This window comes from Devosia sp. LjRoot3, assembly GCF_964252865.1.
Lineage (GTDB): Bacteria > Pseudomonadota > Alphaproteobacteria > Rhizobiales > Devosiaceae > Devosia.
In genome coordinates this window covers 727301-751537 of the sequence record NZ_CAXUPK020000003.1, presented here as the reverse complement: position 1 = coordinate 751537, position 24237 = coordinate 727301, and the positions used below count along the sequence as shown (strand labels likewise).

At 62.8% G+C, this 24237-nt stretch carries 18 protein-coding genes; 6 read left to right on the top strand and 12 right to left on the bottom strand.

The window, feature by feature from the left end:
* Positions 1-2: 2 nt before the first annotated feature.
* A complete protein-coding gene (locus ACSQ2A_RS14535; protein WP_436072814.1) occupies positions 3-962 on the bottom strand; it encodes a helix-turn-helix transcriptional regulator in 960 nt (319 codons plus the stop codon).
* Positions 963-1209: 247 nt separating this feature from the next.
* On the opposite strand from ACSQ2A_RS14535, the gene ACSQ2A_RS14530 reads away from it, so the two are divergent.
* On the top strand, positions 1210-3969 hold the full coding sequence (locus tag ACSQ2A_RS14530; protein ID WP_436072813.1) for an autotransporter outer membrane beta-barrel domain-containing protein: 2760 nt from the start codon (positions 1210-1212) through the stop codon (positions 3967-3969).
* 149 nt (positions 3970-4118) lie between these two features.
* On the opposite strand, the gene ACSQ2A_RS14525 is transcribed toward ACSQ2A_RS14530, so the two are convergent.
* The 8 genes from ACSQ2A_RS14525 to gabT all read right to left on the bottom strand — a co-directional run bounded on the left by ACSQ2A_RS14525 (position 4119) and on the right by gabT (position 13412).
* On the bottom strand, positions 4119-5546 hold the full coding sequence (locus ACSQ2A_RS14525) for a gamma-aminobutyraldehyde dehydrogenase (protein WP_436072812.1): 1428 nt from the start codon (positions 5544-5546) through the stop codon (positions 4119-4121).
* 19 nt (positions 5547-5565) lie between these two features.
* Entirely contained in the window at positions 5566-6378 is an 813-nt protein-coding gene (locus ACSQ2A_RS14520; protein ID WP_295415059.1) for an ABC transporter permease, read from the bottom strand.
* On the bottom strand, positions 6368-7318 hold the full coding sequence (locus ACSQ2A_RS14515; RefSeq protein WP_436072811.1) for an ABC transporter permease: 951 nt from the start codon (positions 7316-7318) through the stop codon (positions 6368-6370). Before ACSQ2A_RS14515 ends, ACSQ2A_RS14520 begins: the two co-directional genes overlap by 11 nt.
* A complete protein-coding gene (locus ACSQ2A_RS14510; RefSeq protein ID WP_436072810.1) occupies positions 7315-8310 on the bottom strand; it encodes an ABC transporter ATP-binding protein in 996 nt (331 codons plus the stop codon). Before ACSQ2A_RS14510 ends, ACSQ2A_RS14515 begins: the two co-directional genes overlap by 4 nt.
* Positions 8311-8441: 131 nt before the next feature.
* Positions 8442-9593: an ABC transporter substrate-binding protein gene (locus tag ACSQ2A_RS14505; RefSeq protein WP_436072809.1), complete on the bottom strand. Its 1152-nt coding sequence runs from the start codon at positions 9591-9593 to the stop codon at positions 8442-8444.
* Positions 9594-9707: 114 nt separating this feature from the next.
* Positions 9708-10616: a LysR family transcriptional regulator gene (locus tag ACSQ2A_RS14500; RefSeq protein ID WP_436072808.1), complete on the bottom strand. Its 909-nt coding sequence runs from the start codon at positions 10614-10616 to the stop codon at positions 9708-9710.
* Between the two features lie 50 nt (positions 10617-10666).
* Entirely contained in the window at positions 10667-12118 is a 1452-nt protein-coding gene (locus ACSQ2A_RS14495; RefSeq protein WP_436072834.1) for an NAD-dependent succinate-semialdehyde dehydrogenase, read from the bottom strand.
* Between the two features lie 10 nt (positions 12119-12128).
* Positions 12129-13412 (bottom strand): 4-aminobutyrate--2-oxoglutarate transaminase, encoded by a 1284-nt coding sequence (gene gabT, locus ACSQ2A_RS14490; RefSeq protein WP_436072807.1) that lies wholly within the window; start codon positions 13410-13412, stop codon positions 12129-12131.
* Positions 13413-13514: 102 nt separating this feature from the next.
* Here gabT and ACSQ2A_RS14485 point away from each other — a divergent pair, with 102 nt between their 5' ends.
* Positions 13515-14429 carry a LysR substrate-binding domain-containing protein gene (locus ACSQ2A_RS14485; protein WP_436072806.1) on the top strand — a complete coding sequence of 305 codons (915 nt, stop codon included), beginning with the start codon at positions 13515-13517 and terminating at the stop codon, positions 14427-14429.
* Between the two features lie 6 nt (positions 14430-14435).
* Here the strand turns inward: ACSQ2A_RS14485 and ACSQ2A_RS14480 are convergent, their stop codons facing one another.
* The 3 genes from ACSQ2A_RS14480 to ACSQ2A_RS14470 all read right to left on the bottom strand — a co-directional run bounded on the left by ACSQ2A_RS14480 (position 14436) and on the right by ACSQ2A_RS14470 (position 17695).
* Positions 14436-15224, bottom strand: a complete 789-nt coding sequence (locus ACSQ2A_RS14480; RefSeq protein ID WP_436072805.1) for a metallophosphoesterase — start codon at positions 15222-15224, stop codon at positions 14436-14438.
* Positions 15225-15247: 23 nt separating this feature from the next.
* Positions 15248-16486 (bottom strand): HAD family hydrolase, encoded by a 1239-nt coding sequence (locus tag ACSQ2A_RS14475; RefSeq protein ID WP_436072804.1) that lies wholly within the window; start codon positions 16484-16486, stop codon positions 15248-15250.
* Between the two features lie 177 nt (positions 16487-16663).
* A complete protein-coding gene (locus tag ACSQ2A_RS14470; RefSeq protein ID WP_436072803.1) occupies positions 16664-17695 on the bottom strand; it encodes a LacI family DNA-binding transcriptional regulator in 1032 nt (343 codons plus the stop codon).
* A 249-nt stretch (positions 17696-17944) separates the two neighbouring features.
* Between ACSQ2A_RS14470 and ACSQ2A_RS14465 the strand changes: the two genes are divergently transcribed.
* The 4 genes from ACSQ2A_RS14465 to ACSQ2A_RS14450 all read left to right on the top strand — a co-directional run bounded on the left by ACSQ2A_RS14465 (position 17945) and on the right by ACSQ2A_RS14450 (position 24225).
* Positions 17945-19933, top strand: coding sequence for an ABC transporter substrate-binding protein (locus tag ACSQ2A_RS14465; RefSeq protein ID WP_436072802.1), 1989 nt, complete (start codon positions 17945-17947; stop codon positions 19931-19933).
* 73 nt (positions 19934-20006) lie between these two features.
* On the top strand, positions 20007-20999 hold the full coding sequence (locus ACSQ2A_RS14460; protein WP_436072801.1) for an ABC transporter permease: 993 nt from the start codon (positions 20007-20009) through the stop codon (positions 20997-20999).
* A gap of 9 nt (positions 21000-21008) precedes the next feature.
* The gene (locus tag ACSQ2A_RS14455; RefSeq protein WP_436072800.1) at positions 21009-22157 is read left to right on the top strand and encodes an ABC transporter permease; all 1149 of its coding nucleotides are present in this window, start codon (positions 21009-21011) and stop codon (positions 22155-22157) included.
* Positions 22158-22161: 4 nt separating this feature from the next.
* Entirely contained in the window at positions 22162-24225 is a 2064-nt protein-coding gene (locus ACSQ2A_RS14450; RefSeq protein ID WP_436072799.1) for an ABC transporter ATP-binding protein, read from the top strand.
* Positions 24226-24237 lie beyond the last annotated feature (12 nt).

Below are 24237 nucleotides of genomic sequence, written 5' to 3'. Positions count from 1 at the left end.
CTTCAGGGGCGCCAGCGTAGCTCGCTGGGCTTGGCGCCGTAGTGCTGCCGAAAGGCACGGTTCATGGCGGAGGCTTCGGCAAAGCCGCATTCGAGGGCGATTGAAAGAATCGAACGCCCGGCATTGTGCGGATTCTCCAACATGGCGCGCGCTCTATCCAGACGGGCGCGCCGCAGCACGCTGGAAAAGGATTGGCCTTCGCGAGCGAATAGCCTTTGCAGGTAGCGAGGGGAGACTTTCTGCCGGGCAGCTACCGCTTCGAGGCTAAGATTGGCATCGTCCAGATGGGCTTCGATGTCGGCGCGAGCAATCTTGAGGCGCGCTGCGGCGAGCGTGCCACTCGCATTGGCATCCATCAGCTCGGGCGTGCCGCCGACCAGTAGCGCCACCATTTCCTGCAGTTGCCGGCCGGCCATGAGTTGCGCATTCTCGCCGGCCAAGGGTTCGGGCGCCAACAGGCGCGTATAGTTCCACAGCAGCGATAGTAGGGGTGTTTGCCTGGGCAGGTTCATCACCGGGGCGGAGGAAAGGCGGGGCACCATCTGCGACACGCCGCGGCGCGAGACGCGCAGGCAGTAGGCATAGCCCGTGCCCTGGAAGGCCATGAGGATTTCGCGCCCTTGCGACGACAATACCGTATCGCCCGGTGGCACGACAAATTCGGGCCCGGTTCTGGGCTGCACCGTGATGGGCATTTGCGCGGTAATGAGCATCAGGTCATCCTGGCCATCACTGAGCAAGGTGGTCGAACGCCGGGTCGTGCCGGCCGACGTATATGCTTCGCCCCAGGCGGCCCCGGGCACCACGCGCAGGTTGGCACTGTAGTGGATGAATGCATCGGTCACGAGCGGGGCGACTTCGACCCGCATCATTTCTTCAAGATAATCGCGGATCGCGTATTTCCGCGACGATGGCGCCAGGTCTGTGGTCGAAATCTTGAAAAGCGGGGCTGCTTGGGTCATTCGGTCCACGACCATTCAGGTTCGCAATGGGCGGCGGTGCTAGTGCCAGGTTGCCGCCTCGTCAAGTATTTTCAAAGATAATTTGTGCGCCTGTCGCGACAATTCTGCAACGTTGCGGTGTGGCGGGCAATTCTGGCCGTGTAGCGCCAATTCAGTGGCCATCCAGCGTCAAGACGTCTCGGTAAAGGCATGATGATTTCGGCCCATCATTTGCCAGGGGAGTCCCTGCGTATTTGGAGGGTTCCTTATGAATGACGAAAATGCCGGCGCGATCTCGGCTGCTGGCTTGCGGGCGGCGCGCAAAAAGCGCTCGGCCCGAACCTTGCTGGCCACCTGTTCGCTGCTGGCCCTGACATCGGCCGTGCAGGCGCAGAATTTCTGGGTCGGCACTCAAAGCCAGGACTGGTTCGATCCGCTCAACTGGACACTGGGCGTTCCGGACGTCAATGCGCCCGGCCTCGATGACAATATCAACATTCTCACCGACATGCCCAACAGCGTCGTGCTCAGCGGCGGGGTGGCGTCATCGAACATCCTGTCATTGGGAGGTGCTCCGGGAACCGGCATTCTCGAAATCAATGGCGGCGGAGTTCTCACCAGCTTCGATGGTATCCTCGGCCGCGATCCCGGATATCGGGGCGTCGTGCGTGTCGATGGCGCCGCCTCGCGATGGCATCTGGCCAACGATGCCATAGTCGGTTTTTCGGGTGACGGCTGGCTCGATATCGCCAGCGGCGCAACAGTGACGGCGGATGAACTTATCGCGGGCTTTCATTCCGCCTCGGACGGCAGCATCACCATTGGTGGCTCGGGCGCACGTCTGACCGTGACCAATGGGCTGACCGTCGGCATGGATGGTGGCGGCCGCCTCGAGATCCGCGCCAATGGCGTCGTGAACAGTCTGGCGGGCTCGCTCGGAGGAAATGCCACATCCACCGCCTTCGCCCACATTTCCGGCCTGGGCGCACAGTGGAACAATACAGCCGACCTTCGTGTGGGCATTCGCGGCAATGGCGAAATGACCATTCTCGGCGGCGGCAGCGTGAGCAGTTCGGATGGCGCGATCGGGTACGATGCCGGTGCCGGCATTGTCGAGGTCGCCAATAACGGACGCTGGACCAATACCGGCGCCTTGCTGGTCGGCGCCGCCGGCACAGGTACGTTGACCGTCGCCAGCGATGGCGTGGTTGCGGCCAACACCGTCACCATCGCACAACAGGCTGGCAGCACCGGCACGATCAACATCGGCTCCAAACTTGGCGACCCAGCGGCGTGGGCCGGAATGCTTGACACGCCGGCACTGGTCTTCGGGGCGGGCACGGCCATTCTCAACTTCAACCATATCGATACCGCGCTCGATTTTGATCCGGTCATGTCGGGCGCCGGCGCAATCAACCACGTCGCGGGCACCACGATTTTCTCCGAAGATTCTTCGGCCTTTACCGGCACGACTGCGGTCAGTGGCGGCACTCTTGCCGTTGGCAACGCCCTGGGTGGGGTGGTGAATGTGTTTTCCGCCGGTACGCTCGCCGGGTCCGGCACGCTGGGCACCCTGAATGCCGGCGCGGGCGGCACCGTCGCGCCGGGCAATTCGATCGGCACGCTGTCCGCCACCAATGCCAGCTTTGGGGCTGGCTCTTTCTACGATGTGGAAGTGAACGCCGCCGGCGCCAGCGACCGCATTCTCGCCACCGGAACGGCCACTCTGAGCGGTGGCACCGTGCGGGTGTCGGCCAGCCCGGACTATGCGTCAAACACCCGCTACACGATCCTGACTGCCGCCGGCGGCGTCAGTGGTGCTTTTGGCGGCGCGTCGACCAACCTGGCCTTTCTCACGCCACTCCTGAGCTACGATGCCACCAATGCCTTCATGACCCTGGTGCAGGGCGCCAACTTCGCGAGCGCCGCCCGGACCCCGAACCAGTTGGCAGTCGCCGGGGCAACCGACGCATTGGGAGCGGGTAATGCGCTCTACAACGCCCTGCTTCCATTGACGCCCGACGAGGCGCGACGGGCGATGGATGATCTTTCTGGTGAAGGCCACGCTTCGCTGTCGAGCATGTTCATCGAGGATGCCGCTATGCTCCGGCAAACGGCGCTCGACCATGCGCGTCACGATCCCGATCAGGCCATTGGGAGCATGGCCCTTGGCTATGCGAGCACTCCAGTCCTCGCGGATACGCCCGAGCCGTTTGCAGTCTGGGCGCAGGCAGCCGGCAGCCAATCAAGACTTGCGGCCGATGGCAATGCAGCCCAGGCCGACGGGGCGAGCGGCGGGCTGGCAATCGGGGCGGATGGCGTCGTGGGTGATTGGCGCGTTGGCATGATGCTTCATGCTGGTGCAACCAGCCTCTCGATAGCGGATCGATCGATGACGGCCAATAGTACCAATTATGGGCTGGGCGCCTATGCCGGAACGGCCTGGGGCGATACGAACCTCTCGCTTGGCCTTGGCTATACGCGGCACCAGGTGCGCAGCTCCAGATCCGTTGCCTTTGGCGGCCTCGCCAACACTCTGAGTGCTGACTACGGGGCCAGCACGGCGCAGGCATTTGGCGAACTCTCCCATCATTTTGATCTGGGCGCTTTTGAGCTCACCCCCTATGGCGAGGTGGCGTATGTGGTCAATTCCACGGATGGATTTGCCGAAGCCGGTGGGCCCGCCGCCTTGACCGTGGCGTCGGCCGTGCAGCAGGGTGCGTTTACAACCATTGGTGCGCGGGCCAGCACAACCGTGCCTGCCGGGGACGGCGGGCAGATTGCGCTGGAAGCGGGGCTGGGCTGGCGCCACGCATTTGTCGACCAGTCCAACCTGTCCAACGCCTTTGGCGTCGGTCCCGCATTTGCGATCGCTGGGGCGCCGGTACAGCGAGATGCGCTGGTGCTCGAAGTTGCCGGCTCGATCGACCTGTCCGCAAACGCCGCGCTCGGCTTGTCCTATGACGGTCAGATAGGTACCGCCGGCCAGACGCATATGCTCAAAGCGACACTGGGCGGATCGTTTTAGCAGGGTGTCGAGTAAGCACGGGCGCGGCAAATATCGAGGGGTCGATTGGTGCCAACCGAACGGCCCGCGTCCTACGGACCTTGATCCACCACGGACAAAAGCAACCCGGCCACAGCCAATGGCTGCGACCGGGTTGCGTCGGTGATGGGTCAGCCGTGTTTGAGCATCACGTGGCGGACGCTGGTGTAGTCTTCGAGCGAGTAGCTCGACAGGTCCTTGCCATAGCCCGATTGCTTGATGCCGCCATGCGGCATTTCGTTGACCAGCATGAAGTGGGTGTTGATCCACGTACAGCCATAGCGCAGCCGTGCCGCGGCGCCCATGGCCTTGGAAATGTCCTTGGTCCAAACCGAGGAGGCCAGGCCATAGTCGCTGTCATTGGCCCATTCCACGGCCTGCTCGGGTTCGTCGAACCGGGTGATCGACACCACCGGGCCGAACACTTCGCGGCGTACGATCTCGTCGCTCTGGAGGGCGCCGGCGACCACGGTGGGCTCGAAATAGAAGCCTTGGTCGCCCGATTTCTTGCCGCCGGTCGTCACTTCGATATGGGACATTTCCTGGGCGCGTTCGACAAAGCTCGCGACGCGGTCACGCTGCCGCATGGAAATCAGCGGCCCCATTTCGTTGACGCTGTCGTCGGACTGGTTGAACTGGATGGTGGAGACGGCGCTGGAAAGGTCAGCCACCAGTCGGTCGTAAATCTTGGAGCCGGCATAGATGCGGCAGGCGGCGGTGCAGTCCTGACCAGCATTGTAGTAGCCAAAGGCGCGAAGGCCGTCGACGACGGCGCCGAGATCGGCGTCGTCATAGACGATGACCGGGGCCTTGCCGCCCAATTCGAGATGGGTGCGCTTGACCGATTTGGCGGCGGCCTGCAGCACTTTCTTGCCGGTGGCGATGTCGCCGGTGATCGAGATCATGTCCACCTTGGGGTGGTTGATCAGGGCATTGCCGACGCTTTCGCCGCGCCCGAGCACGATATTGACCACGCCCTCGGGCAGGATTTCGGCGAGGGTCCGCGCCAGCTTGAGCGCGCTGAGCGGGGTCTGTTCGGAAGGCTTGAAGACCACGGTATTGCCCCCGGCAATGGCCGGGGCCAGTTTCCAGGCCATCATCATCAGAGGGTAGTTCCAGGGCGCGATGGAGCCGACGACGCCAATCGGGTCGCGCCGCACCATGGAGGTATGGCCTTCGAGATATTCGCCCGCGACCACGCCCGACATGTTGCGCACGGCGCCCGCGAAGAAGCGGTAGCAATCCACCACGGCGGGGATTTCGTCATTACGCACGGCATTGATCGGCTTGCCGCAATTGAGTGCTTCGAGCGCGGCGAAGGCGTCGGCATCGGCCTCGATGGCATCGGCAATGCGCAAGAGATAGGCCGAGCGCTGTCCTGGCGTGGTGCGTGACCAGTGCACGAAGGCCTTGCTGGCTGCGGTGACCGCTCGGTCTACCTGCGCGAGGGAGGCTTCGGGGACGGCCTTGATCAGGCCGCCCGTACGCGGGTTGAGCACCTGTTCTTCCGCGTCCGCGCCGCTTTCGAACTGCGCGCCGATCAGCATGTTGGTGTCCATCATAATCTCCTCAGCATTGTTATTTGCCGCTACCGGCGATCTGGTCGCCGTCGCGGGTCAGATAGAAGGCAGCCAGGATCGGGATGGTGGTCACCAGAACCACGATCATGGCTACGACATTGGTTACCGGGCGCTGGCGCGGCCGGATCAATTCCTCCAGCATCCAGAGCGGCAGGGTCTGCTGCTGCCCGGCGGTGAAGGTGGTGACGATCACCTCGTCAAAGGACAGCGCGAAGGCCAGCATGCCGCCAGCGAGCAATGCCGTGCCGATATTGGGCAGGATGACATAGCGGAAGGTCTGGAAGCCGTCGGCACCGAGATCCATCGAGGCTTCGATGAGCGATTTCGAGGTGCGGCGGAAGCGGGCCACCGCATTGTTATAGACGACCACCACGCAGAAGGTGGCGTGGCCCAGCACGATGGTCCAGAAGCTGAACGGGATTTCGGCGATGCTGAAGGCCGAGCGCAGCGCAATGCCGGTGATGATGCCGGGCAGGGCGATGGGCAGGATGACCAGCAGCGAGATCGTCTCCCGCCCGAAGAAATCGGACTGGCTCACCGCAGCGGCGCAGAGCGTGCCGAGCACCAGGGCGATGGCGGTCGAGATGGCGGCGACCTGGAGCGACAGGGTCAGCGCCTGCCAGACGTCGGGCCGGTTCAAGGTGACTTCGAACCATTTCAGCGTCAGCCCCGGCGGCGGCCACTGATAGCTCTTTTCCTCGGTGGTGAAGGCATAGACGAAGATCAGCAGCAGTGGCGCGATCATGAAGATCAGGCCTGCGGCGGCGGAGATTTTAAGGCCAAGCGAGGCCTTGGGACCATCAGAGCGCATCGAAAGCCCCCTGTCGTTTGGCCATCCAGAGATAGAGGCCCATGATGACGATCGGCACCACGGTGAAAGCGGCAGCCAGCGGGATATTGCCGGCCGTGCCCTGCTGGGCATAAACGGCCTGACCGATGAAGAGGCGCGACGATCCGATGATCTGGGGAATGATGTAGTCGCCCAGCGTCAGCGAGAAGGTGAAGATCGAGCCGGCGATGATGCCGGGCAGGGCGAGGGGAAAAATCACTTTCCTGAACGTCTGCTGCGGGGTGGCGCCAAGGTCAGAGGAGGCGTCGATCAGATTGACCGGCACGCGCTCCAGCGAGGCCTGGATCGGCAGGATCATGAACGGCATCCAGACATAGACGAAGACCAGGAAAGTGCCGATATAGCTCACCGACAGCGAGTTGCCGCCGATGACCGGGATGGCGAGAATCCAGTCGAGCACGAAGCCGATATGGAGGCTCTCGAACACCCAGGTGAGGATGCCTTCCTTGGCGAGGATCAGCTTCCAGGCGTAGATTTTCACGAGATAACTCGACCACAGCGGCAGCATGATGCCGAGATAGAACAGCGCCTTCCATTTCCCGCGCACATAGCGCGCCGCCATATAGGCGATGGGGAAGGCGATGACGGCCGAGGCCAGCGTCACGAGTGCCGACATGACCACCGTGCGCACAATGATGTCGAGATTGGCCGGGCGCAGCAGCTCGGCATAGCTCTTGAGCGTCAGCGTCGAATAGTCGACGATGCCGGAAAACTCGTCGATAGCGAAAAAGCTCTGGAACAGCAGCGCCAGCAGCGAGCCGATATAGACGATGCCCAGCCACAAAAGCGGTGGCGTCAAAAGAAGCAGCACGAATATTCCGGGGTGGCGCCAGAACTGGTCTGAAAGCCAGCCGAGAAGACCGGGGCGCCGCTCAGTGATGGCAAGAGCGGTTGTGGTCATTGCTCTGTTTCCATCAGATGGAGGGCACTGCGCTCGAAGGCGACGCCGGTGCGCGCGCCGATATCGGGCAGTTCCTGCCCCGAGGGCACCAGCGCATGGATGCTGCCGCCGCCAATATCGATGCCCAGTCGCGTCATCGCGCCGAGGTAATTTTTCGTCGCCACGGTTCCGGCCAGTGCGCTGCCGGCCTCGGGGGCCAGCCTGACGGCTTCGGAGCGGAGGCTGCCCCAACGCCGCTCACCGGTCAGGGTCGAAACCTGGTCAGGATTGAGGATATTGGAGGAGCCCACGAAATCGGCAACGAAACGACTATTGGGCTTGGAGTAGATTTCTTCTGGCGTGCCAACCTGCATGACGCGGCCGCCCGAGAAGACGGCGACGCGGTCAGCCATCGAAAGGGCTTCGCCCTGATCGTGGGTGACGAAAATGAAGGTAATGCCCAGCGCCTTTTGCAGGGATTTGAGCTCCTCCTGCATGCTTTCGCGCAGTTTCAGGTCGAGTGCGCCGAGCGGTTCGTCGAGCAGCAGCACTTTCGGCCGATTGACCAGTGCGCGCGCCAGGGCCACGCGCTGGCGCTGACCGCCGGACAGCTCGGAAGGGCGGCGCGTGCCGTAGCCGGCGAGCTTGACCATGTCGAGCGCCGCCTCAGCCGCCTTGTGGCGTTCGGCCCGCGCCGCCTTCTTGAGCATCAGCGAATAGGCGACATTGTCGAGGACGTTCAAATGCGGGAACAGCGCATAGTCCTGGAAGACCGTGTTGACGTTGCGCCGATAGGGCGGCACGCCCGTGGCGTTCTCGCCGAAGATTTCGATATGGCCGTGCGTGGGTTGTTCGAAACCGGCAATGACCCTGAGGCATGTGGTCTTGCCTGACCCCGAGGGGCCCAGCATGGCGAAGAACTCGCCGCTGGCGATCTCGAGGTTGACCTCATCCATGGCCTTGATGATGCCGAAGTGGCGCGAAACGCCTTGAAGGGACACAGCAGCGGTCATTTTATGCAGCTCCGTTTCTGGCGGCGGACGCAATGCCGCACCGCACGGCCAAACCGGCCGGCCAGACAGACTAGTCGAAATTCAGGTTGGTTGGGTGGTGGGAAGGCGCATGGCCTCCCCACTTGGGCAGATCAGCGTCCGCCGATGACCCCGATATAGTCCGAGACCCAGCGATAGTAAGGTACGCATTCGCCCTGTTCGCACTGGGTGGTCGGAGTGCGCCAGAAGCGGATCTTGTCGAAGTTCTCGTAGCCGTTATTGGCGCAGCCTTCGTCGGTAAGCAGCTCATTGCCCTTGCAGGCGGCGGGCACGGACGGGACGGTGCCGAACCAGGCCGAGACGTCGCCCTGCACCTTGGGCGAGAGCGAATGCTCCATCCACATATAGGCGCAGTTCGGGTTCTTGCTGTCGGCATGGAGCATGGTGGTATCGGCCCAACCGGTCACGCCTTCTTCCGGGAAGACCGAAGCAACCGGGCTATCGGCAGCGAGGAGATTGACCTGGAAGGGCCACGAGCCGGAAGCAGCAACGCCTTCGTTCTTGAAGTCGTCGATCTGGATGAAGGCGTCGTGCCAGTAGCGACCAACCAGGGTGCGCTGCGTGCGCAAGAGGTCGAGCGCGGCAGCATATTGGTCTTCATTGAGGGCGTAGGGATCGGTGATACCAAGCTCGGGCTTGTGGCTCATCAGATAGAGCGCGGCGTCGGCAATGTAGATCGGGCCGTCATAGGCCTGCACACGGCCGGCATTGGGCTGGCCATCGGGGAAATCCATCGGCTCGAACACGACGTTCCAGCTGGTCGGGGCTTCCTTGAAGACCTCGGTATTGTACATCAGCACGTTCGGGCCCCAGACGTAAGGGGTACCGTAATGCACGCCGTCGACCGTGTGCCAGGCGGCGTTCTGCAGGCGCTCGTCAATGGTCGACCAGGACGGGATCAGGGCGGTGTTGATCGGCTGGACGCGGTTGCCGGCCACGAGGCGCAGCGACGCGTCGCCGGAGGCGGTGACAAGGTCGAACCCGCCTTCGTTCATCAGCGCCACCATTTCGTCGGAGGTGGCGGCGGTCTTGACCGAGACCTTGCAGCCGGTGGCTTCTTCAAATCCCGTGACCCAGTCAAAGGCCGCGTCGGTTTCGCCGCGTTCGATATAGCCGGCCCAGGCCACGATGCTCAGCTGCCCCTCGCCGGCACCCAGCGTCTGCAGAGCCTCGGCGGCCATGGTCTGGCCCGAAAACACGGTTGCCATCGCGATGGCGGTACAAGTGCGTAAAACAGGCTTCATGACGTTCTCCCTTCAATCGCCGGTCCCCACCAGCTTAGGAAAGACTACGCCGAGCATTAACTTTCGCAATTTCATTCGACAGATAGAAGATATCGGAATTGCCGATACCACATCCTAGAACTTGCGCTGGTTCTGCTGCGCCTGCACCAAGCCTATGAAATCACGGGCAGATCGCGGCAGGCCCGAGCCGCGCCGCCACACCATGCCGACCTGCACAACCGGGAGATTGCCTGAGATAATTCGGTTTTCGATACGGTCGCCTTCCAGCGACCACGGGCGATAGACGAGGTCGGGCAGCACGGCGACACCCGCGCCCGTCGCCACAAGGCTACGCACGGCTTCGACTGAACGCGTGCGAAAGGCCACCCGCGGTTTGGTGCCGAGGGCCGAGAGCAGCTTGCCAGTATTCTCCTCGATTTCGTCCACCGTCAGCATGATGAGCGGCTCGGTGACGATATCTTCGATCTGGATGACATCGGCGGAAGCGAGTCGATGCCCCAGCGGCAACCAAAGCCGATAGGAGGACGTCTCGAAGATTTCGGCCTGCAGTGCATGGCGATCCTGCAGATCGGAGATGACCATAACCGCCACATCGAGCTCGCCGCCGATGAGGAGGTGTTCGAGATAGTCGCGATTGTCCTCGATGGCCGTGACCTGCACCGAGGGATAGGCACGCCGGTAGCGCGCCAGAAGCTCGGACAATACGTAGCCGGCGACCATGGAGGTGACGCCGAGGGCCAGCGGGCTTGGCGGGGCCGAGGCGGTTTCGACAAAGCTGCGCCGCGCATCCTGCACGCCAGAAAGGATGCGGGCGGCGTGGCGGTGGAACTGGTGACCCTGATGGGTGATGTTGAGCCCGCGCCGATGACGCTCGAAGAGCGCGACGCCGAGGTCGAGTTCGAGGTCGCGGATGGCCTCGGTGACGGCCGATTGCGAGATCGACAGGTTTTGGGCCGCGCCGGAGATGGTTCCGTGCTCGGCGACGGCGATAAAGTACTGTAACTGGCGCAGGGTGAAGGACATGCCTTCACCCTAACGCGCTCATGATACTCACGAAAGTGGGCGCGGCGCGATCAGGCCGACAGACCACCGATGCAGGCATATTTGAGTTCGGTGAACTCCAGAATGCCGTGCTGCGAGCCCTCGCGGGAATTGCCGCTTTCCTTGACGCCGCCAAAGGGCGCCAGTTCGGTTGAGATCAGGCCGCTATTGATGCCGACCATGCCGTATTCAAGCCCCTCCATCACACGGAAGATGCGGCCGACGTCGCGGGCGTAGAAATAGGCGGCAAGGCCGGTCTCGGTGTCATTGGCGGCGGCGATGACTTCTGCCTCAGTGTCGAAGCGGAAGACGGCGGCGAGAGGGCCAAACGTCTCTTCTTTCGCCAACTGCATGTCGGCGCGTGCGCCCGTCAGAACCGTGGGCTCGAAAAAGGTGTGGCCCAAGCTATGACGCTGCCCGCCTAGCCTGACTTTGGCGCCCTTGGCCGTGGCATCGGCGATATGCGCTTCCACCTTCAGCACCGCGTCTTCGGTGATCAGCGGACCCTGGGCGATACCGTCGGCAAAGCCGTCGCCCACCTTGAGGGCCGCAACCTTGGCCACGAACTTTTCGACAAAGGCATCATGGACGCTGGACTGCACATAGAAGCGATTGGTGCAGACGCAGGTCTGGCCCATGTTCCTATACTTTGAGACCAGCGCGCCTTCGACTGCCGCATCGATATCGGCGTCGTCAAAGACGATGAAGGGTGCATTGCCACCCAGTTCCAGCGCCACCTTCTTCACGGTCGTAGAAGCCTGAGCCATCAGGACCTTGCCGACTTCGGTCGAGCCGGTAAAGCCGACCAGCCGCACCTTGGGGTGGCTGGTGAGCACGCCGCCAATAGCGCGGGCATCGCCCGTGAGAACATTGATCGTGCCAGCCGGGAAGCCGGCGCGCTGGGCGAGCTCGGCCAGCGCCAATGCAGTGAGCGGCGTTTCGGGCGCAGGCTTCACCACCACAGTGCAGCCCGCCGCCAGCGCCGGGGCGATCTTGCGGGTGATCATCGCCGCCGGGAAATTCCACGGCGTAATCGCCGCCACCACGCCGATCGGCTGGCGCAGCACCATCAGCCGTGCATCGGCCCGATGGCTGGGCAGCATTTCGCCGGCAATACGCTTGGCCTCTTCGGCATAGAACTCGACGTAGGAGGCGGCATAGTCGATCTCGCCCAGCGCCTCGGCAAACGGCTTTCCCTGCTCGCTGGTGAGAATGGTCGCCAGGTCCTGCCGATTGGCGATGACGAGATTGAACCAGTTGCGCAGCACCGCACTGCGCTCCTTGGCGGTGCGGGCGCTCCAGCCGGGCAGGGCCGCGGCTGCCGCGTCGACAGCCTCGGTTGCCTCGGCGGCGCCGAAGGAGGGCACATGGCCGACGACTTCGCCGCTGGCGGGGTTGGTGACGGCCGTGCTGGCGGTGCCGACAAAGCGGCCGTTGAGAAGGGCCTGACTTTTGAGCAGGCTGCTATCGGCGAGGGGACGCATGGTCATGGTCTCAGTTTCCACCGGCCACGAGGGCGCGTTCGAGCTTTTCGAGACCTTCGTCCAGCAGGGCATCGGAAATGGTCAGCGGGTTGAGGAGGCGAATGGTGTTGCCGTGGATGCCGCAGGAAAGAAGGATCAACCCGTCGGCGATGGCCGCCTGGATCACCTTCTTGGTGGTCGCCGCATCGGGGCCGCCATCGGTGCGCGAGACGATGTCGAAAGCCACCATCGAGCCGGGACCGCGGATATAGGCGATCGGGGCGATGTCATTGCGGCGAGATGCCTTTTCCAGCGCCGCCTTGATCTTGCTGCCGATGGCATTGGCGCGATCGACCAGGTTTTCCTCGGCGATCACATCGAGCACGGCCAACGCCGCGGCGCAGGCCACGGGACTGCCGGCATAGGTGCCGCCGAGGCCGCCCGTTTCAGGAGCGTCCATGATTTCGGCGCGGCCAATAACGCCCGAGAGCGGAAAGCCGCCGGCAAGAGCTTTGGCGATGGTCACAAGATCAGGCTCGACGCCGGAATGCTCGATGCCGAACATTTTTCCGGTGCGCGCAAAGCCGGTCTGGATTTCGTCGGCGATGAGCACGATGCCGTGCTTGTTCGCGATCTCGCGCAGCGCCACGAGCAGTTCGGTCGGCGCCGGCAGGAAGCCGCCTTCGCCCTGCACCGGTTCGATGATGATGGCGGCGACATCGGTGGGATCAATATCGGCGCGGAACAGCGTTTCGAGCGCCCGCAGGCTTTCGGCGACGGTGACGCCATGGGATTCCGCCGGGAACGGCACGTGGAACACACCCGCAGGAGAAATGCCGAACTTCTTCTTGTAGGGCGCGACCTTGCCGGTCAGCGCCATGGTGAAGGTGGTGCGGCCATGGAAGGCGCCGCTGAAGGCGACGACGCCCGACCGGCCCGTATGGGCGCGGGCGATCTTGATCGCATTTTCGACCGCTTCAGCGCCGGTCGAAAAGAGGATCGACTTGGCCGGATCCGAGAACGGCGCCAGCGCATTGAGGCGTTCGCAGACCGCCACATAGGGCTCATAGGGCACGATCTGAAAGGCGGTATGGGTAAAACCGTCAAGCTGCGCCCGCACCGCTTCCATCACCTTCGGGTGGCGGTGGCCGGTATTGAGCACGGCAATGCCGGCGGCGAAGTCGATGTAGCGATTGCCTTCGACATCCCACAATTCGCTGCCTTCGGCCCGCTGGGCGAAAACGGGAAAAGCGGTGCCGATGCCGCGTGGCAATGCGGTCTGGCGGCGGCTCTGCAGGATAGCGTTGTCGGTCATGGCAAGACTCCTTTGACGCAAGTCTAGGGCGTTGCGAGGCTGGGGCGGTATGTGATTATGTTGGGTGGTGTGGTGCATTAAAGTCACCACAAGGAGTTCTCTATGCCCCCGAGGGACGACACCGTGCCGCGCCTGCCGCCGCTTCTCATGCTGCGCGCCTTCGAGGCCACCGGCCGGACCGGCTCGATGCGCAAGGCGGCCGACGATCTCGGTGTCAGCCACACCGTGGTCAGCCGCCACGTGCGCAATCTCGAAGGCTGGATGGGTCGCAAGCTAATGACCGCGGGACCGCGCGGCATCATCCTCACCGACGAGGGACAGATCCTGCTCGCCTCGGTGAGCAAGGCTTTTCGCCAGATCGCCAATACGGTGAGCGAATTGCGGCCCGCCCGCGCCGGGGCCATGCTGCGCATCTGGTGCATTCCGGGCCTCGCAACCCGCTGGCTGACACCGCGCCTCGCCGCCATCGAGGACATCTTGCGGGGCACCGATGTGGTACTGCGTGCGACGCACGCCTTGCCCGATTTTGCCGCTGACGAAGCAGATTTCGCCATCGGCTTTGGCGATTTCGACGCGCTGGCGGGCACGGAGCAACCGCTGCTGCGTCCACGCATGTTTCCCATGGCCAGCCCGCAATGGCTCGCCACCCATGGCAAGATCCAGTCATTGGCCGACCTGCCGAATTGGCCGCTCATCCACGAGGAAAGTCATCGCCAATGGGCCGACTGGTTCGAGGCGGCCGGCGTGGGGACCGGGCACCGCCTCAATGGCCCGCGCCTGTGGGACGCGAGTCTCGGGCTCGACGCAGCGCGCGCCGGCCAGGGTATTGCGCTCGGCAGCCGCATCCTTGCGGAAGACGATCTGGCGAGCGGACGTCTGGTCGAGCTGTTCGACACCAATGTCCGCCTCGGCGGCTACTATGCCATCACCTCGCCCCAGCAGCGCGGCTCCGCTGCAATTGAGCGGTTGATCGCCTGGCTCGGCGCCGAACTGGAGCTGGCTGAAAGCGGCCGGTGACCACCTTCAGTCCTCCAGGAAAATCTCGGTATTGCCGTCGATATAGTCGTCGAAAAGCACCGTAGTGCTCTCCTCGGTGCCGATGACGAAGGCCATTTGCCCCGGACCGGTCAGGCGGCGCATCGGGACGTGCTCCTGGTCGACCGTGCATTGGTAATGGCCACCGGAAAGGGTGGTGAAGGCAATGCCGCGCCACATGGCGGTGGAGGTCAGGTGGACGTGGCCGGCAATGACCTGGCGGATATCCGGATGGGTTTTGAGCGCATCGATAAAGGCATCGGGTTCGAGGATGCGGATGTCGTCGGATTCGATGTGCAGTGCATTGGCGTTGTGGTGCAGAATGACGATGACAGGGCGGTCCAGCGCCTCGGCGAGACGGGCATGCAGCCAGCTGATCTGCGATGCGCTGAGCACGCCATCGACGCGGCCGGGCTCTGACGAGTCGAGCAGGATGATGCGATAACCCTTGATATCAAAGGCTTTATCTACTTTGCCCGTCTCGGCGACATGGCTGGTGCCAAAGACCGAGACGAAGCTGTCGCGGTCGTCGTGATTGCCGAGCGTGATGTGCACCGGGATAGAAATCCGCGCGACGATGGCCTTGAGCCGCTCATAGGCGGCCGGCTGGCCAAGGTCGGCGAGGTCACCGGCAAGAACGCAGAAATCGGCATTGCCATAGCGCGCTTCGATGGCTTCCACGGCCTGTTCGAAGCGGGCGCCGGTGTCGAGCGTCACCGACAATTCGCCCTCGGGCATGACATGCAGGTCGCTCAGCACCACGAATTTCAACGTCACGGCGAATCTCTCCGGATTGGATGTCAGGCCGATGTTTTAACCGGGTTCATGTGACACCTTGCCATCTGCCGCTCGATTTCTTCAAGAAGAGCTGGGAGTTCGCCTGGGGTGCGAATGGTGTAGCGCGGAATCTCGTGGTCAAATTCGGGGATATGCGTGCGTTTCTTGGACCAGCTTTGCCAAATGCTTATGATCCCCAACTGGTTGGCGCCGCCGATGTCGCGCTCCAGGTGATTGCCGACCATGACGATGTCCTTGGCGTCGCTTTGGCTAAGTCCCAGAGACGAAATGGCCTTCTGGAACATGCGTGCGTCGGGCTTCGAACAGCCCTCGGCTTCGGAGATCACCTGAGCTTCAAAGTGTGGTTCTATGCCGTGGCCGCCGAGGATGGTGGCAAAGCTGCGGACACGGCCGTCGGCGACGAGGGCAAGGCGATAGCCTTCGCGGGTGAGGGCGTTGATCATCTCGAGGGCGCCGGGGATAAGTCCGGCTTCGATGACATAACCTTCGTCGTCGAAGATCTCGGTGGCCTCATTGACCAATGTGTCGCCGCTATCCAGAAACACAGCCTTTAGAAGGGGTTGCCGTGCGCTGACCTCCTCCAGAACTGTTTTGACGCGACCGGGAATCCACGCGGCTAGATCGGTCCAGGACGAAAATTCGACCGTGGATAGATCAAAGCGCTGGTTGAACTGGAAGGATGGCAGGAAGGCGCGGGCCTGGAGGTAGCGCTTTACGACGCGGTGATCTTCGGCCGTCAGCCCGGCGAGGGCGTCGCGGAACATGTCGTTGATGAGAATCGTGCCGCGACCGGCCAGTTCCTGGCAGCTCACCGAGGTGATTTCGGCGGCTGGCAGTTGCCCCTCGGGCGTGGCGCTGAAGGCGTGTTTGCCGGGCGCGGAGACCAAGGTTACGCGGCCTTTTTCGAGGGGGAGGGCGCCCTCGGCGATGGTCATGGGGAAGATGCCGCCATGGGCGCTGGCTTCGACGCCGACGACTTGGTCATTGGCGTCGAGCTTGAGCCAAATGTGCTCGAGTTCGTAGAGGTGCTGGATATCCCAGTCCCACCAGATTGCATATTCGACGACCTTGGCGACGCCGGGCTCGAAGGTGATGTCGAGCGTGGCGGAGGGCGAGCGGCCGGGGGCGGTCAGGACGGAAATGCCGACGCGGCTCGGCAGGAATGGCTCGTTGTCGCCAAACCGGATGACGGGCGCCAGGCGGCGGGCCAGTTCAATGTCGGCGGTTGATGGCGAGGGCATGGGGCTTCCTTTTGGCGCTCAGCGAATGCTTCAATTCTTGTAATCGTTTTCAAGATTGAACTGCAAGAGGCGGTGATGGGTAAATTTGCAAACGACGATGCCTCTGGTCTGACCGCGCCTTTTCATCGGGGCAGCGGTTTTGTGCGGCCAGTATAGGGCAGGGCGGCGTGGTGGGGATTAGTTCTCGAGCGGAATGGTCGAGGCGCGCTGGATGAGGGTGTTTTCGAGGACGACCTGGCGCGGCGAGTTGCTGGCTTCGCGCATGTGGCCAATCAGCGTCATGGCGGCGATCTCACCCATTTCGTGGATCGGCTGGGCGATGGTCGACAGGGTCGGGAAGGTGACGGCGGATTCCAGGACGCCGTCATAGCCGAGGATCGAAAGGTCGCGCGGCAGGTCGAGACCGAGTGCGTGGGCGGCGTGCATGACGCCGATGGCGAGCATGTCGGTGGTGCCGAAAATGGCGGTCAGGCTGGGGTTTCCGGTTATCATCGCAGCGCCGGCTTCGCGGCCGACGTCAAAGCTGGCGGTCTCGAATGGCTGGGAAAAGATGATTTCCACGTCGGTGGCGAGATCCTGTGCCGCCTGACGAATGCCGCGGACGCGTTCGCTGCCGACGTCCTGGCTGCCGCCCTTTTGCGCCACGCCGCCGGCGACGACGCCGATCTTGCGATGGCCCAGTTCGATCAGGTGGCGCATCCCCTGATAGCCGCCCGAAAAGTTGTCGCAGACGACCGAGCTGATCGCCGGGATCTTGGGCTTCATGTCAACAAAGGCGACGGAAATACCGCGCTCGCGCAAGAGGTTAACCTGCTTTGTCGTGCGCGATGTGGTGCCTGATGGCCGGATGATGACACCCTGTACGCGCATATCCAGCATGGTTTCGAGATAGGCTTCCTCGCGCTCGGCATCGCCATTGGTCGAGCAGAGCAACACGCGGTAGCCCTGGTCGAACATGGTGGTTTCGATGGCGTAGGCGAGGGCGCTGGAGAATGGGGTGCGTTGCTGGCGCAGCAAAACCCCAACGATATTGGACTGTTGCGTGCGGAAAGAGCTGGCAAGGCCATTGCGGCGATAGCCCAGCGTATCGATGGCCTTGTTGACCGCGTCGCGCACTTCCGGGCGCACATGGGCATAGTCATTGACGACGCGCGACACGGTCGCGATCGACACATCGGCCAGCTTCGCGACGTCCTTTATGGTTACCACTTGGTTAGCACACTGTTCACATCGAGAATGACCGGAATGCCTTTGCGATAGCACTTTGCTGGTCGCGCCACCATGTCGATTTTCCTATCTTGTATTGAAAACGTTTACAAGATAGCGTCACCAAACCGATAGATGTGGGTACTAGTGACGAGGGGCAAAAGCACCCTCAGGAAGGTGAGGCTTCCGGCTCCAAACCCACCGGCCGGACCTCGGAGGATGCGAAGTGTTCATTTCGTGGGAGGGAAGCAAATGCAGATGGTACGTTTTGGCGTAACGCGGCTCATGGCGGCGTCGCTGCTGTTGAGCGCGTCGACTTTGCCGGGCGCGGTGGTGCTGCCGGCTCAGGCACAGGATAGTGCCGCGGTTTGTGCGAGCGGTTTCACCGAAGCGCCGCAGCTCAAGGCGCAGGTCGATGCGGGCACGTTGCCGGCAGTGGCCGATCGCCTGCCGGTCGAGCCGCTGGTGATCCAGCCGGCAGAGGAAGTCGGCGTCTACGGCGGTCAGTTCATCGATAGCTGGGGCGGCGGCAATCTCGCCGATATCCGCCAGTTCGGCTATGAGCCGCTGGTGCGCTGGAGTGTCGATGGCTCGGAAGTCGTGCCCGGCATCGCCAAGAGCTGGGATATCAGCGAAGACGCCCGCAGCTACACATTCCACCTGCGCGAAGGCATGAAGTGGTCGGACGGCCAGCCGTTCACTGCCGATGACATCGTCTTCTGGTGGGATCGCGTCGAGAACAATATCAAGATCACCACCGGCGGGCCGCGTGGCGAGCTCAAGAACAATGGCGCCGTGCCGACGGTGACCAAGGTCGACGATTACACCGTCACCTTTGCCTATGAAGAGCCGAACGGCCTCTTCCTGCAGAACATGGCCGGCCCCTATGGTCAGCGCGCCGTGCAGTTTCCCAAGCACTATATGGAACAGTTCGACATCGACCTGAATCCGGATGGCGTGGCCGAGCTGATGAAGGCTGCCGGGGCGACGGACTATGCCGCCTGGTGGAAGGGCAATGTCGGTTCGTACAATGACGCGGCCCAGTTCAACGACCCCAAGCGCCCGTCGGTCCATGCCTGGATTGGCACCGATACGCTGCTGGGCAAGGAACGCGTGACCTTCGTTCGCAATCCCTATTATTTCGCCGTCGACCCCTCCTGCCAGCAGCTCCCCTATATCGACGAGCGCGTTTGGGCCGTGGCGGCCGATCCGGAAGTCACATTGCTGCAGGCCATTCAGGGCCAGATCACCATGTCGCCGCGCAATGTGTCGACGCCGCAGAACCGCGCCGTGTTCTTCGATAACCAGGCTGCGGGCGATTATCGCCTGATCCCGGCGACGAGCTGCGACTACAACACTGCCGTGCTTGGCTTTTCGGTGACGCATCCCGATCCGGTCAAGGCCGAGGTTTTCGGCAACAAGGACTTCCGCGCGGGCGTGTCGCTGGCCATCAATCGCCAGGAAATCATCGACACGATCTATCTGGGGCAGGGTGAACCCTTCCAGCCGGCGCCGCTGCCGAATTCGCCCTTCTACAATGAGAAGCTGGCCAAGGAATTCACCGAGTTCGACCTGACCAAGGCGGCCGAGCATCTCGACAAGATCATCCCCAAGGACGCGAGCGGCGTTCGCGTCGGGCCGGACGGCAAGCCGTTCAAGTTCTCGGTCGAGATCAATGCCGACTTCAAGCCGGATACGGTCGACGCCTTCCAGCTCATCGAACGCACCTGGAAGCAGGCTGGGCTCGATGTGACCGTCAACTATCACTCGGACGAATTGTTCGGGAATGCGCGCGCCAAGCCTGAAGCCGATGCGGCCGTGTGGGTGGGCGAGAATGGTTGCGGGCAGTTGCCGCTGCTCAATCTCGGTCGCTTCATGAACGACTATGGCTACTGGTCGCTGGGCAACTGGTCCGGCTGGGCCGCCTGGGACATGAAACGCCTTAATGCCGATGCCACGCTGCCCGACGGCTGGAGCCCGGTGGAGCCGCCCGCCAATGTGCAGCGCCTCTATGAACTGCGCTCGACCATTCCGACGACTGTGGGCGAGGAGCAGGCCGCGCTGATGCAGGAATTCACCGACCTTCTGGCCGAAGAATTCCTCACCATCGGTATCGCCAACCCGGCGGGCTACTACCGCTCGGTCAAGAACAACCTGCACAATGTGCCGGCTGAACTGATCGAAGGCTGGCTCTATCCCGGCCCGGCTCCGGCGAATTTCTCGACCTTCTTCTTCAAGTAAGCTCACTCCCGAAAACGGGACAGTCGCGGGGTGCCGCGGCTGTCCGATTGGGTTTGTATGAAAGGAGACCGCGATGGGTTCATTCATGGTGCGCCGGATCATTTATGCGATCCCGGCGCTCATCGCGGTGTCGCTGATTTCTTTCCTCGTCATTGCCATTCCGCCCGGCGATTTCGTGACCCGCACGGCCGAACTGGCGGCTGCGCAGGGCGATATCATGCCGCTGGCTGAGCAGGAGGCGATGCGAAAAGCCTATGGGCTCGATCTGCCGCTGATGGTCCAATACTGGAACTGGATCACCGGCGTCGTGCTGCGCGGCGACTTCGGCTATTCGTTCTCGTTCAACCTGCCGGTGAAGGACGTCATCTGGCCGCGGCTGGGGCTGACCATCGTGTTGTCGGTGGCGAGCCTTCTGTTCATCTGGGTCGTCGCTATTCCCATCGGCATCTATTCGGCCGTGCGCCGCTATTCGGCGGGCGATTATCTCGCGACCTTTCTGGGTTTTCTGGGCCTCGCCATTCCCAATTTCCTGCTGGCACTGGCGGCCATGTATATCGCCTTTGCCTGGTTCGGCGTGAATGTCGGCGGGCTGTTTTCGCCTGAATATGTCGAGGCGCCGTGGAGTTGGGAGCGGGTTCTCGATCTGCTGGCGCATCTCTGGCTACCGATGATGGTGCTGGGCACTGCCGGCACGGCGAGCGTCATTCGCGTGATCCGCGCCAATCTCCTCGATGAACTTCACAAGCCCTATGTCACCGCGGCGCGGGCCAAGGGGAAGGGCGAGTTTGCACTGCTGATGAAATATCCGGTGCGGCATGCGCTCAATCCGTTCGTCTCGGGACAGAACGACATTTTCGTCGACATCGTTTCGGGCGGCACCATCGTCGCCATCGTCATGGGGCTGCAGACGACGGGGCCGCTGCTGCTCGACGCGCTCAGGACGCAGGACATGTACATGGCGTCGAGTTTTATCCTGATGCTCTCGGTGCTGGTGGTGATCGGGACGCTGCTCAGCGACCTGCTGCTCGCCTGGCTCGATCCGCGCATTCGGTACCAGCAGGGTTAGGGGGCGGCCATGAGCGCATTCGATGAATCCACGGGCCTTGTCGCTCCCATCGCGAAAACCCATCAGCGTGGGCGCGGCTTTGATGGGCATTGGGCGCTGGTCTGGCAGAAATTCCGGCGGCACAAGCTGGGCGTCGCGGGCGGCATTGTTGTCATTCTCGCCTATCTCGTGGCGGCCATTCCCGAGTTCCTGGCGCCTGTGACGCTGGAGGCCTACAACCCGGCTTACAGCTATGCGCCGCCGCAGCCGCTGCATATGGGGCGCGATGATGGGACCGGGTGGACCTTCGGGCCGCATGTGAACGCCTACAAGTCCGAGATCGACTACAATTCGGGCCGCCGCACCTTTGTCGAGGACGAGACGCAGCCGATCTTTCTGGGGCTCTTCGTCGAGGGCGAGAGCTACAATCTCCTCGGCTTCATTCCCACCAATCGGCACCTCTTCGGGCCGGTGATCGAGGGGCAGCCGTTTTTCCTCTTTGGCGCCGATCGGTTGGGGCGGGATATCCTGAGCCGCACCATCTATGGCACGCGGATTTCGATGACCATCGGTCTCATCGGCGTGGCGCTGAGCCTTGTTTTCGGCATTCTGATCGGCGGGATTTCAGGGCTGTTTGGCGGAGTGACGGACAATGTCATCCAGCGCTTCATCGAGTTCATTCAGTCGGTGCCGGCCATTCCGCTCTGGATCGGGTTGGCGGCGGCCATTCCCGCCAGCGTGCCACCTCTCCAGGTCTATTTTCTCATCACCATCATTCTTTCGGTGCTGGGTTGGACGAGCCTGGCGCGCGTGGTGCGCGGGCGGTTTCTGGCCATGCGCAACGAGGATTTTGTGAAGGCCGCGCGGCTTGATGGTTGCGGGCCGGTGCGCATCATTTTCCGGCATATGCTGCCCAGTTTTCTGAGCCACATCATCGCGACGGTGTCGCTGGCCATTCCGGGCATGATCCTTGCGGAAACGGCGCTGAGCTATCTCGGCATTGGACTGCGGACGCCGATCGTCTCCTGGGGCGTGCTGCTGCAGGAAGCGCAGAATGTGCGCACCATTGCCTCGGCGCCCTGGCTGCTGCTGCCCGGCGCGGCGGTGGTGATTGCCGTCTTGGCGCTCAATTTCCTCGGTGATGGCCTGCGCGATGCCGCCGACCCCTATGCGGATTGAAACAATGGAAAATCTCGTAGAAATCCGCGATCTGCGCATCACCTTTGCCCAGGCAATCGACGTGGTGCCGGGGCTCGACCTCGATATTCCGGCGGGCAAGACGCTGTGCCTCGTCGGCGAAAGCGGCTGCGGCAAGTCGGTGACGGCGAAGGCCATTTTGCAGGTGATCGATCATCCCGGGCGCGTCTCGGGCGGCTCGATCAATCTCAGGCGGCCCGATGGGTCAGTGCTCGATATTGCCAAGGAAAAGCCGACCAGTCCGGTGATGCGGCAGGTGCGGGGCGGCGATATCGCCATGATCCACCAGGAGCCTATGAGTTTCCTGTCGCCGCTCTACACCATCGGCAACCAGATCAGCGAAGCGCTGATGCTGCATCGCAAGATCAGCGAGAAGGAAGCGCGGGTCGAGGGCATCAAGATGCTCGAAGAGGTCGGCATGCCCGACCCGGCGCGGCGCTACGATAGCTACACATTCCAGCTTTCGGGCGGACAGCGGCAGCGGGCGATGATCGCCATGGCGCTGATCAACAAGCCGCGGCTTCTTATAGCCGACGAGCCGACGACGGCTCTGGATGTGACGACGCAGGCCAATATTCTGGACCTCTTGGGCGAGTTGCAGCGCGAGACTGGCATGGGGGTGCTGTTCATCACCCATGACCTCGGAGTGGTCGCCGAAATCGCCGACGAAGTGGCGGTGATGTATCTCGGGCGCATCGTCGAGCGGGCGCCGGTCAAGGAACTGCTGGAGAACCCGAAACACCCCTATACCAAGGGGCTGCTCGCCTCGATGCCGCGGCTCGATGGGGATTTCAAGGCGCCGCTGAAGGCTATTCCAGGCATGGTGCCGCCGCCGGCTTTGCGGCCGGCGGGGTGCTCGTTCCATCCGCGCTGCGAGTGGGCGCGCAAGGATATGTGCGGGCATGTGGCCGTGCTCGAGACCGATCTCGGGCAGAGCCATATGGTCGCCTGCCACGCCTATGGGCCACAGGTGCACAAATTCTCGCGGGCGAGCAAGGCGGCTGAGGTCGTCACGACCAAAGTCGTGGCGAAGAAGACGGTTGGGAAGCCGCTGCTGAGCATCAGGAACCTCCACAAGCACTTTGCCATTCGCGCGGGCTTTTTCCAGCGGCAGGTCGGGGCGGTGCGGGCGGTCAATGACATCTCGCTCGATGTGTTTGCGGGGGAAACGCTGGGGCTCGTGGGCGAGAGCGGTTGCGGCAAGTCAACCCTGGGGCAGACGCTGGTCGGGCTGCATCGGGCCGATAGCGGCGCGGTGCAATTTGCCGATATCGACGTGCGCGCGGCGCGGGGTGCCGAGGCGAAGCGGCTGCGGACGGATATCCGCATGGTGTTTCAGGACCCGACGGGTTCGCTCAATCCGCGCATGCGGGTGCGCGACATCATCGGGGAAGTGCTGCAGGTCAATGGCAATCATTCGGCGGCCGAGATCGAGGACAAGGTCCAAAACCTGCTCTCGCGGGTGGGGCTGAGCCCGGACTATGCCGAGCGCTATCCGCATGCCTTTTCGGGCGGGCAAAGGCAGCGCATTGCCATTGCGCGGGCGCTGGCTTCGGACCCGAAGCTGGTGATCGCCGACGAGGCGGTGTCGGCGCTCGACGTTTCGGTGCAGACGCAGATCATCAACATGATGAAAGAGCTGCAGGCGGAGATGGGGCTGACCTATGTCTTTGTCAGCCACGACCTCGGCGTCATCGCCAATACCAGCGACCGGGTGGCGGTGATGTATGCCGGGCGTATCGTCGAACTGGGCGAGACGGACCAGATCTTCCGCAATCCGCGACACCCCTATACCGAGGCGCTGCTGGCGGCCATTCCGGGGCGCGGGGCGCGCAAGACGGGACTGCGCATTCGCCTGACGGGGCATGTGCCCGACGCGAGCGCGCCACTGAAAGGCTGTGCCTTTGCCGATCGGTGTCGCTATGTCGCCGACGCCTGTCGGGTGACGGTGCCGGAGCTGCGCGGGGCAGGGCACCTTGACGCGTGCCTCCGCTCGGAGGAATTGAATCTACGTCCGGTGACGACGGTGGAAGCGCTGGTACCGACCTGAGTTGAGGAGCTC

What these genes read in the sequence shown, in the direction of transcription:
- ACSQ2A_RS14535 (WP_436072814.1), bottom strand. Translation starts at nt 962, where the DNA reads ATGACCCAAGCAGCCCCGCTTTTCAAGATTTCGACCACAGACCTGGCG.
- ACSQ2A_RS14530 (WP_436072813.1), top strand. Translation starts at nt 1,210, where the DNA reads ATGAATGACGAAAATGCCGGCGCGATCTCGGCTGCTGGCTTGCGGGCG.
- ACSQ2A_RS14525 (WP_436072812.1), bottom strand. Translation starts at nt 5,546, where the DNA reads ATGGACACCAACATGCTGATCGGCGCGCAGTTCGAAAGCGGCGCGGAC.
- ACSQ2A_RS14520 (WP_295415059.1), bottom strand. Translation starts at nt 6,378, where the DNA reads ATGCGCTCTGATGGTCCCAAGGCCTCGCTTGGCCTTAAAATCTCCGCC.
- ACSQ2A_RS14515 (WP_436072811.1), bottom strand. Translation starts at nt 7,318, where the DNA reads ATGACCACAACCGCTCTTGCCATCACTGAGCGGCGCCCCGGTCTTCTC.
- ACSQ2A_RS14510 (WP_436072810.1), bottom strand. Translation starts at nt 8,310, where the DNA reads ATGACCGCTGCTGTGTCCCTTCAAGGCGTTTCGCGCCACTTCGGCATC.
- ACSQ2A_RS14505 (WP_436072809.1), bottom strand. Translation starts at nt 9,593, where the DNA reads ATGAAGCCTGTTTTACGCACTTGTACCGCCATCGCGATGGCAACCGTG.
- ACSQ2A_RS14500 (WP_436072808.1), bottom strand. Translation starts at nt 10,616, where the DNA reads ATGTCCTTCACCCTGCGCCAGTTACAGTACTTTATCGCCGTCGCCGAG.
- ACSQ2A_RS14495 (WP_436072834.1), bottom strand. Translation starts at nt 12,118, where the DNA reads ATGCGTCCCCTCGCCGATAGCAGCCTGCTCAAAAGTCAGGCCCTTCTC.
- gabT (WP_436072807.1), bottom strand. Translation starts at nt 13,412, where the DNA reads ATGACCGACAACGCTATCCTGCAGAGCCGCCGCCAGACCGCATTGCCA.
- ACSQ2A_RS14485 (WP_436072806.1), top strand. Translation starts at nt 13,515, where the DNA reads ATGCCCCCGAGGGACGACACCGTGCCGCGCCTGCCGCCGCTTCTCATG.
- ACSQ2A_RS14475 (WP_436072804.1), bottom strand. Translation starts at nt 16,486, where the DNA reads ATGCCCTCGCCATCAACCGCCGACATTGAACTGGCCCGCCGCCTGGCG.
- ACSQ2A_RS14465 (WP_436072802.1), top strand. Translation starts at nt 17,945, where the DNA reads ATGCAGATGGTACGTTTTGGCGTAACGCGGCTCATGGCGGCGTCGCTG.
- ACSQ2A_RS14460 (WP_436072801.1), top strand. Translation starts at nt 20,007, where the DNA reads ATGGGTTCATTCATGGTGCGCCGGATCATTTATGCGATCCCGGCGCTC.
- ACSQ2A_RS14455 (WP_436072800.1), top strand. Translation starts at nt 21,009, where the DNA reads ATGAGCGCATTCGATGAATCCACGGGCCTTGTCGCTCCCATCGCGAAA.
- ACSQ2A_RS14450 (WP_436072799.1), top strand. Translation starts at nt 22,162, where the DNA reads ATGGAAAATCTCGTAGAAATCCGCGATCTGCGCATCACCTTTGCCCAG.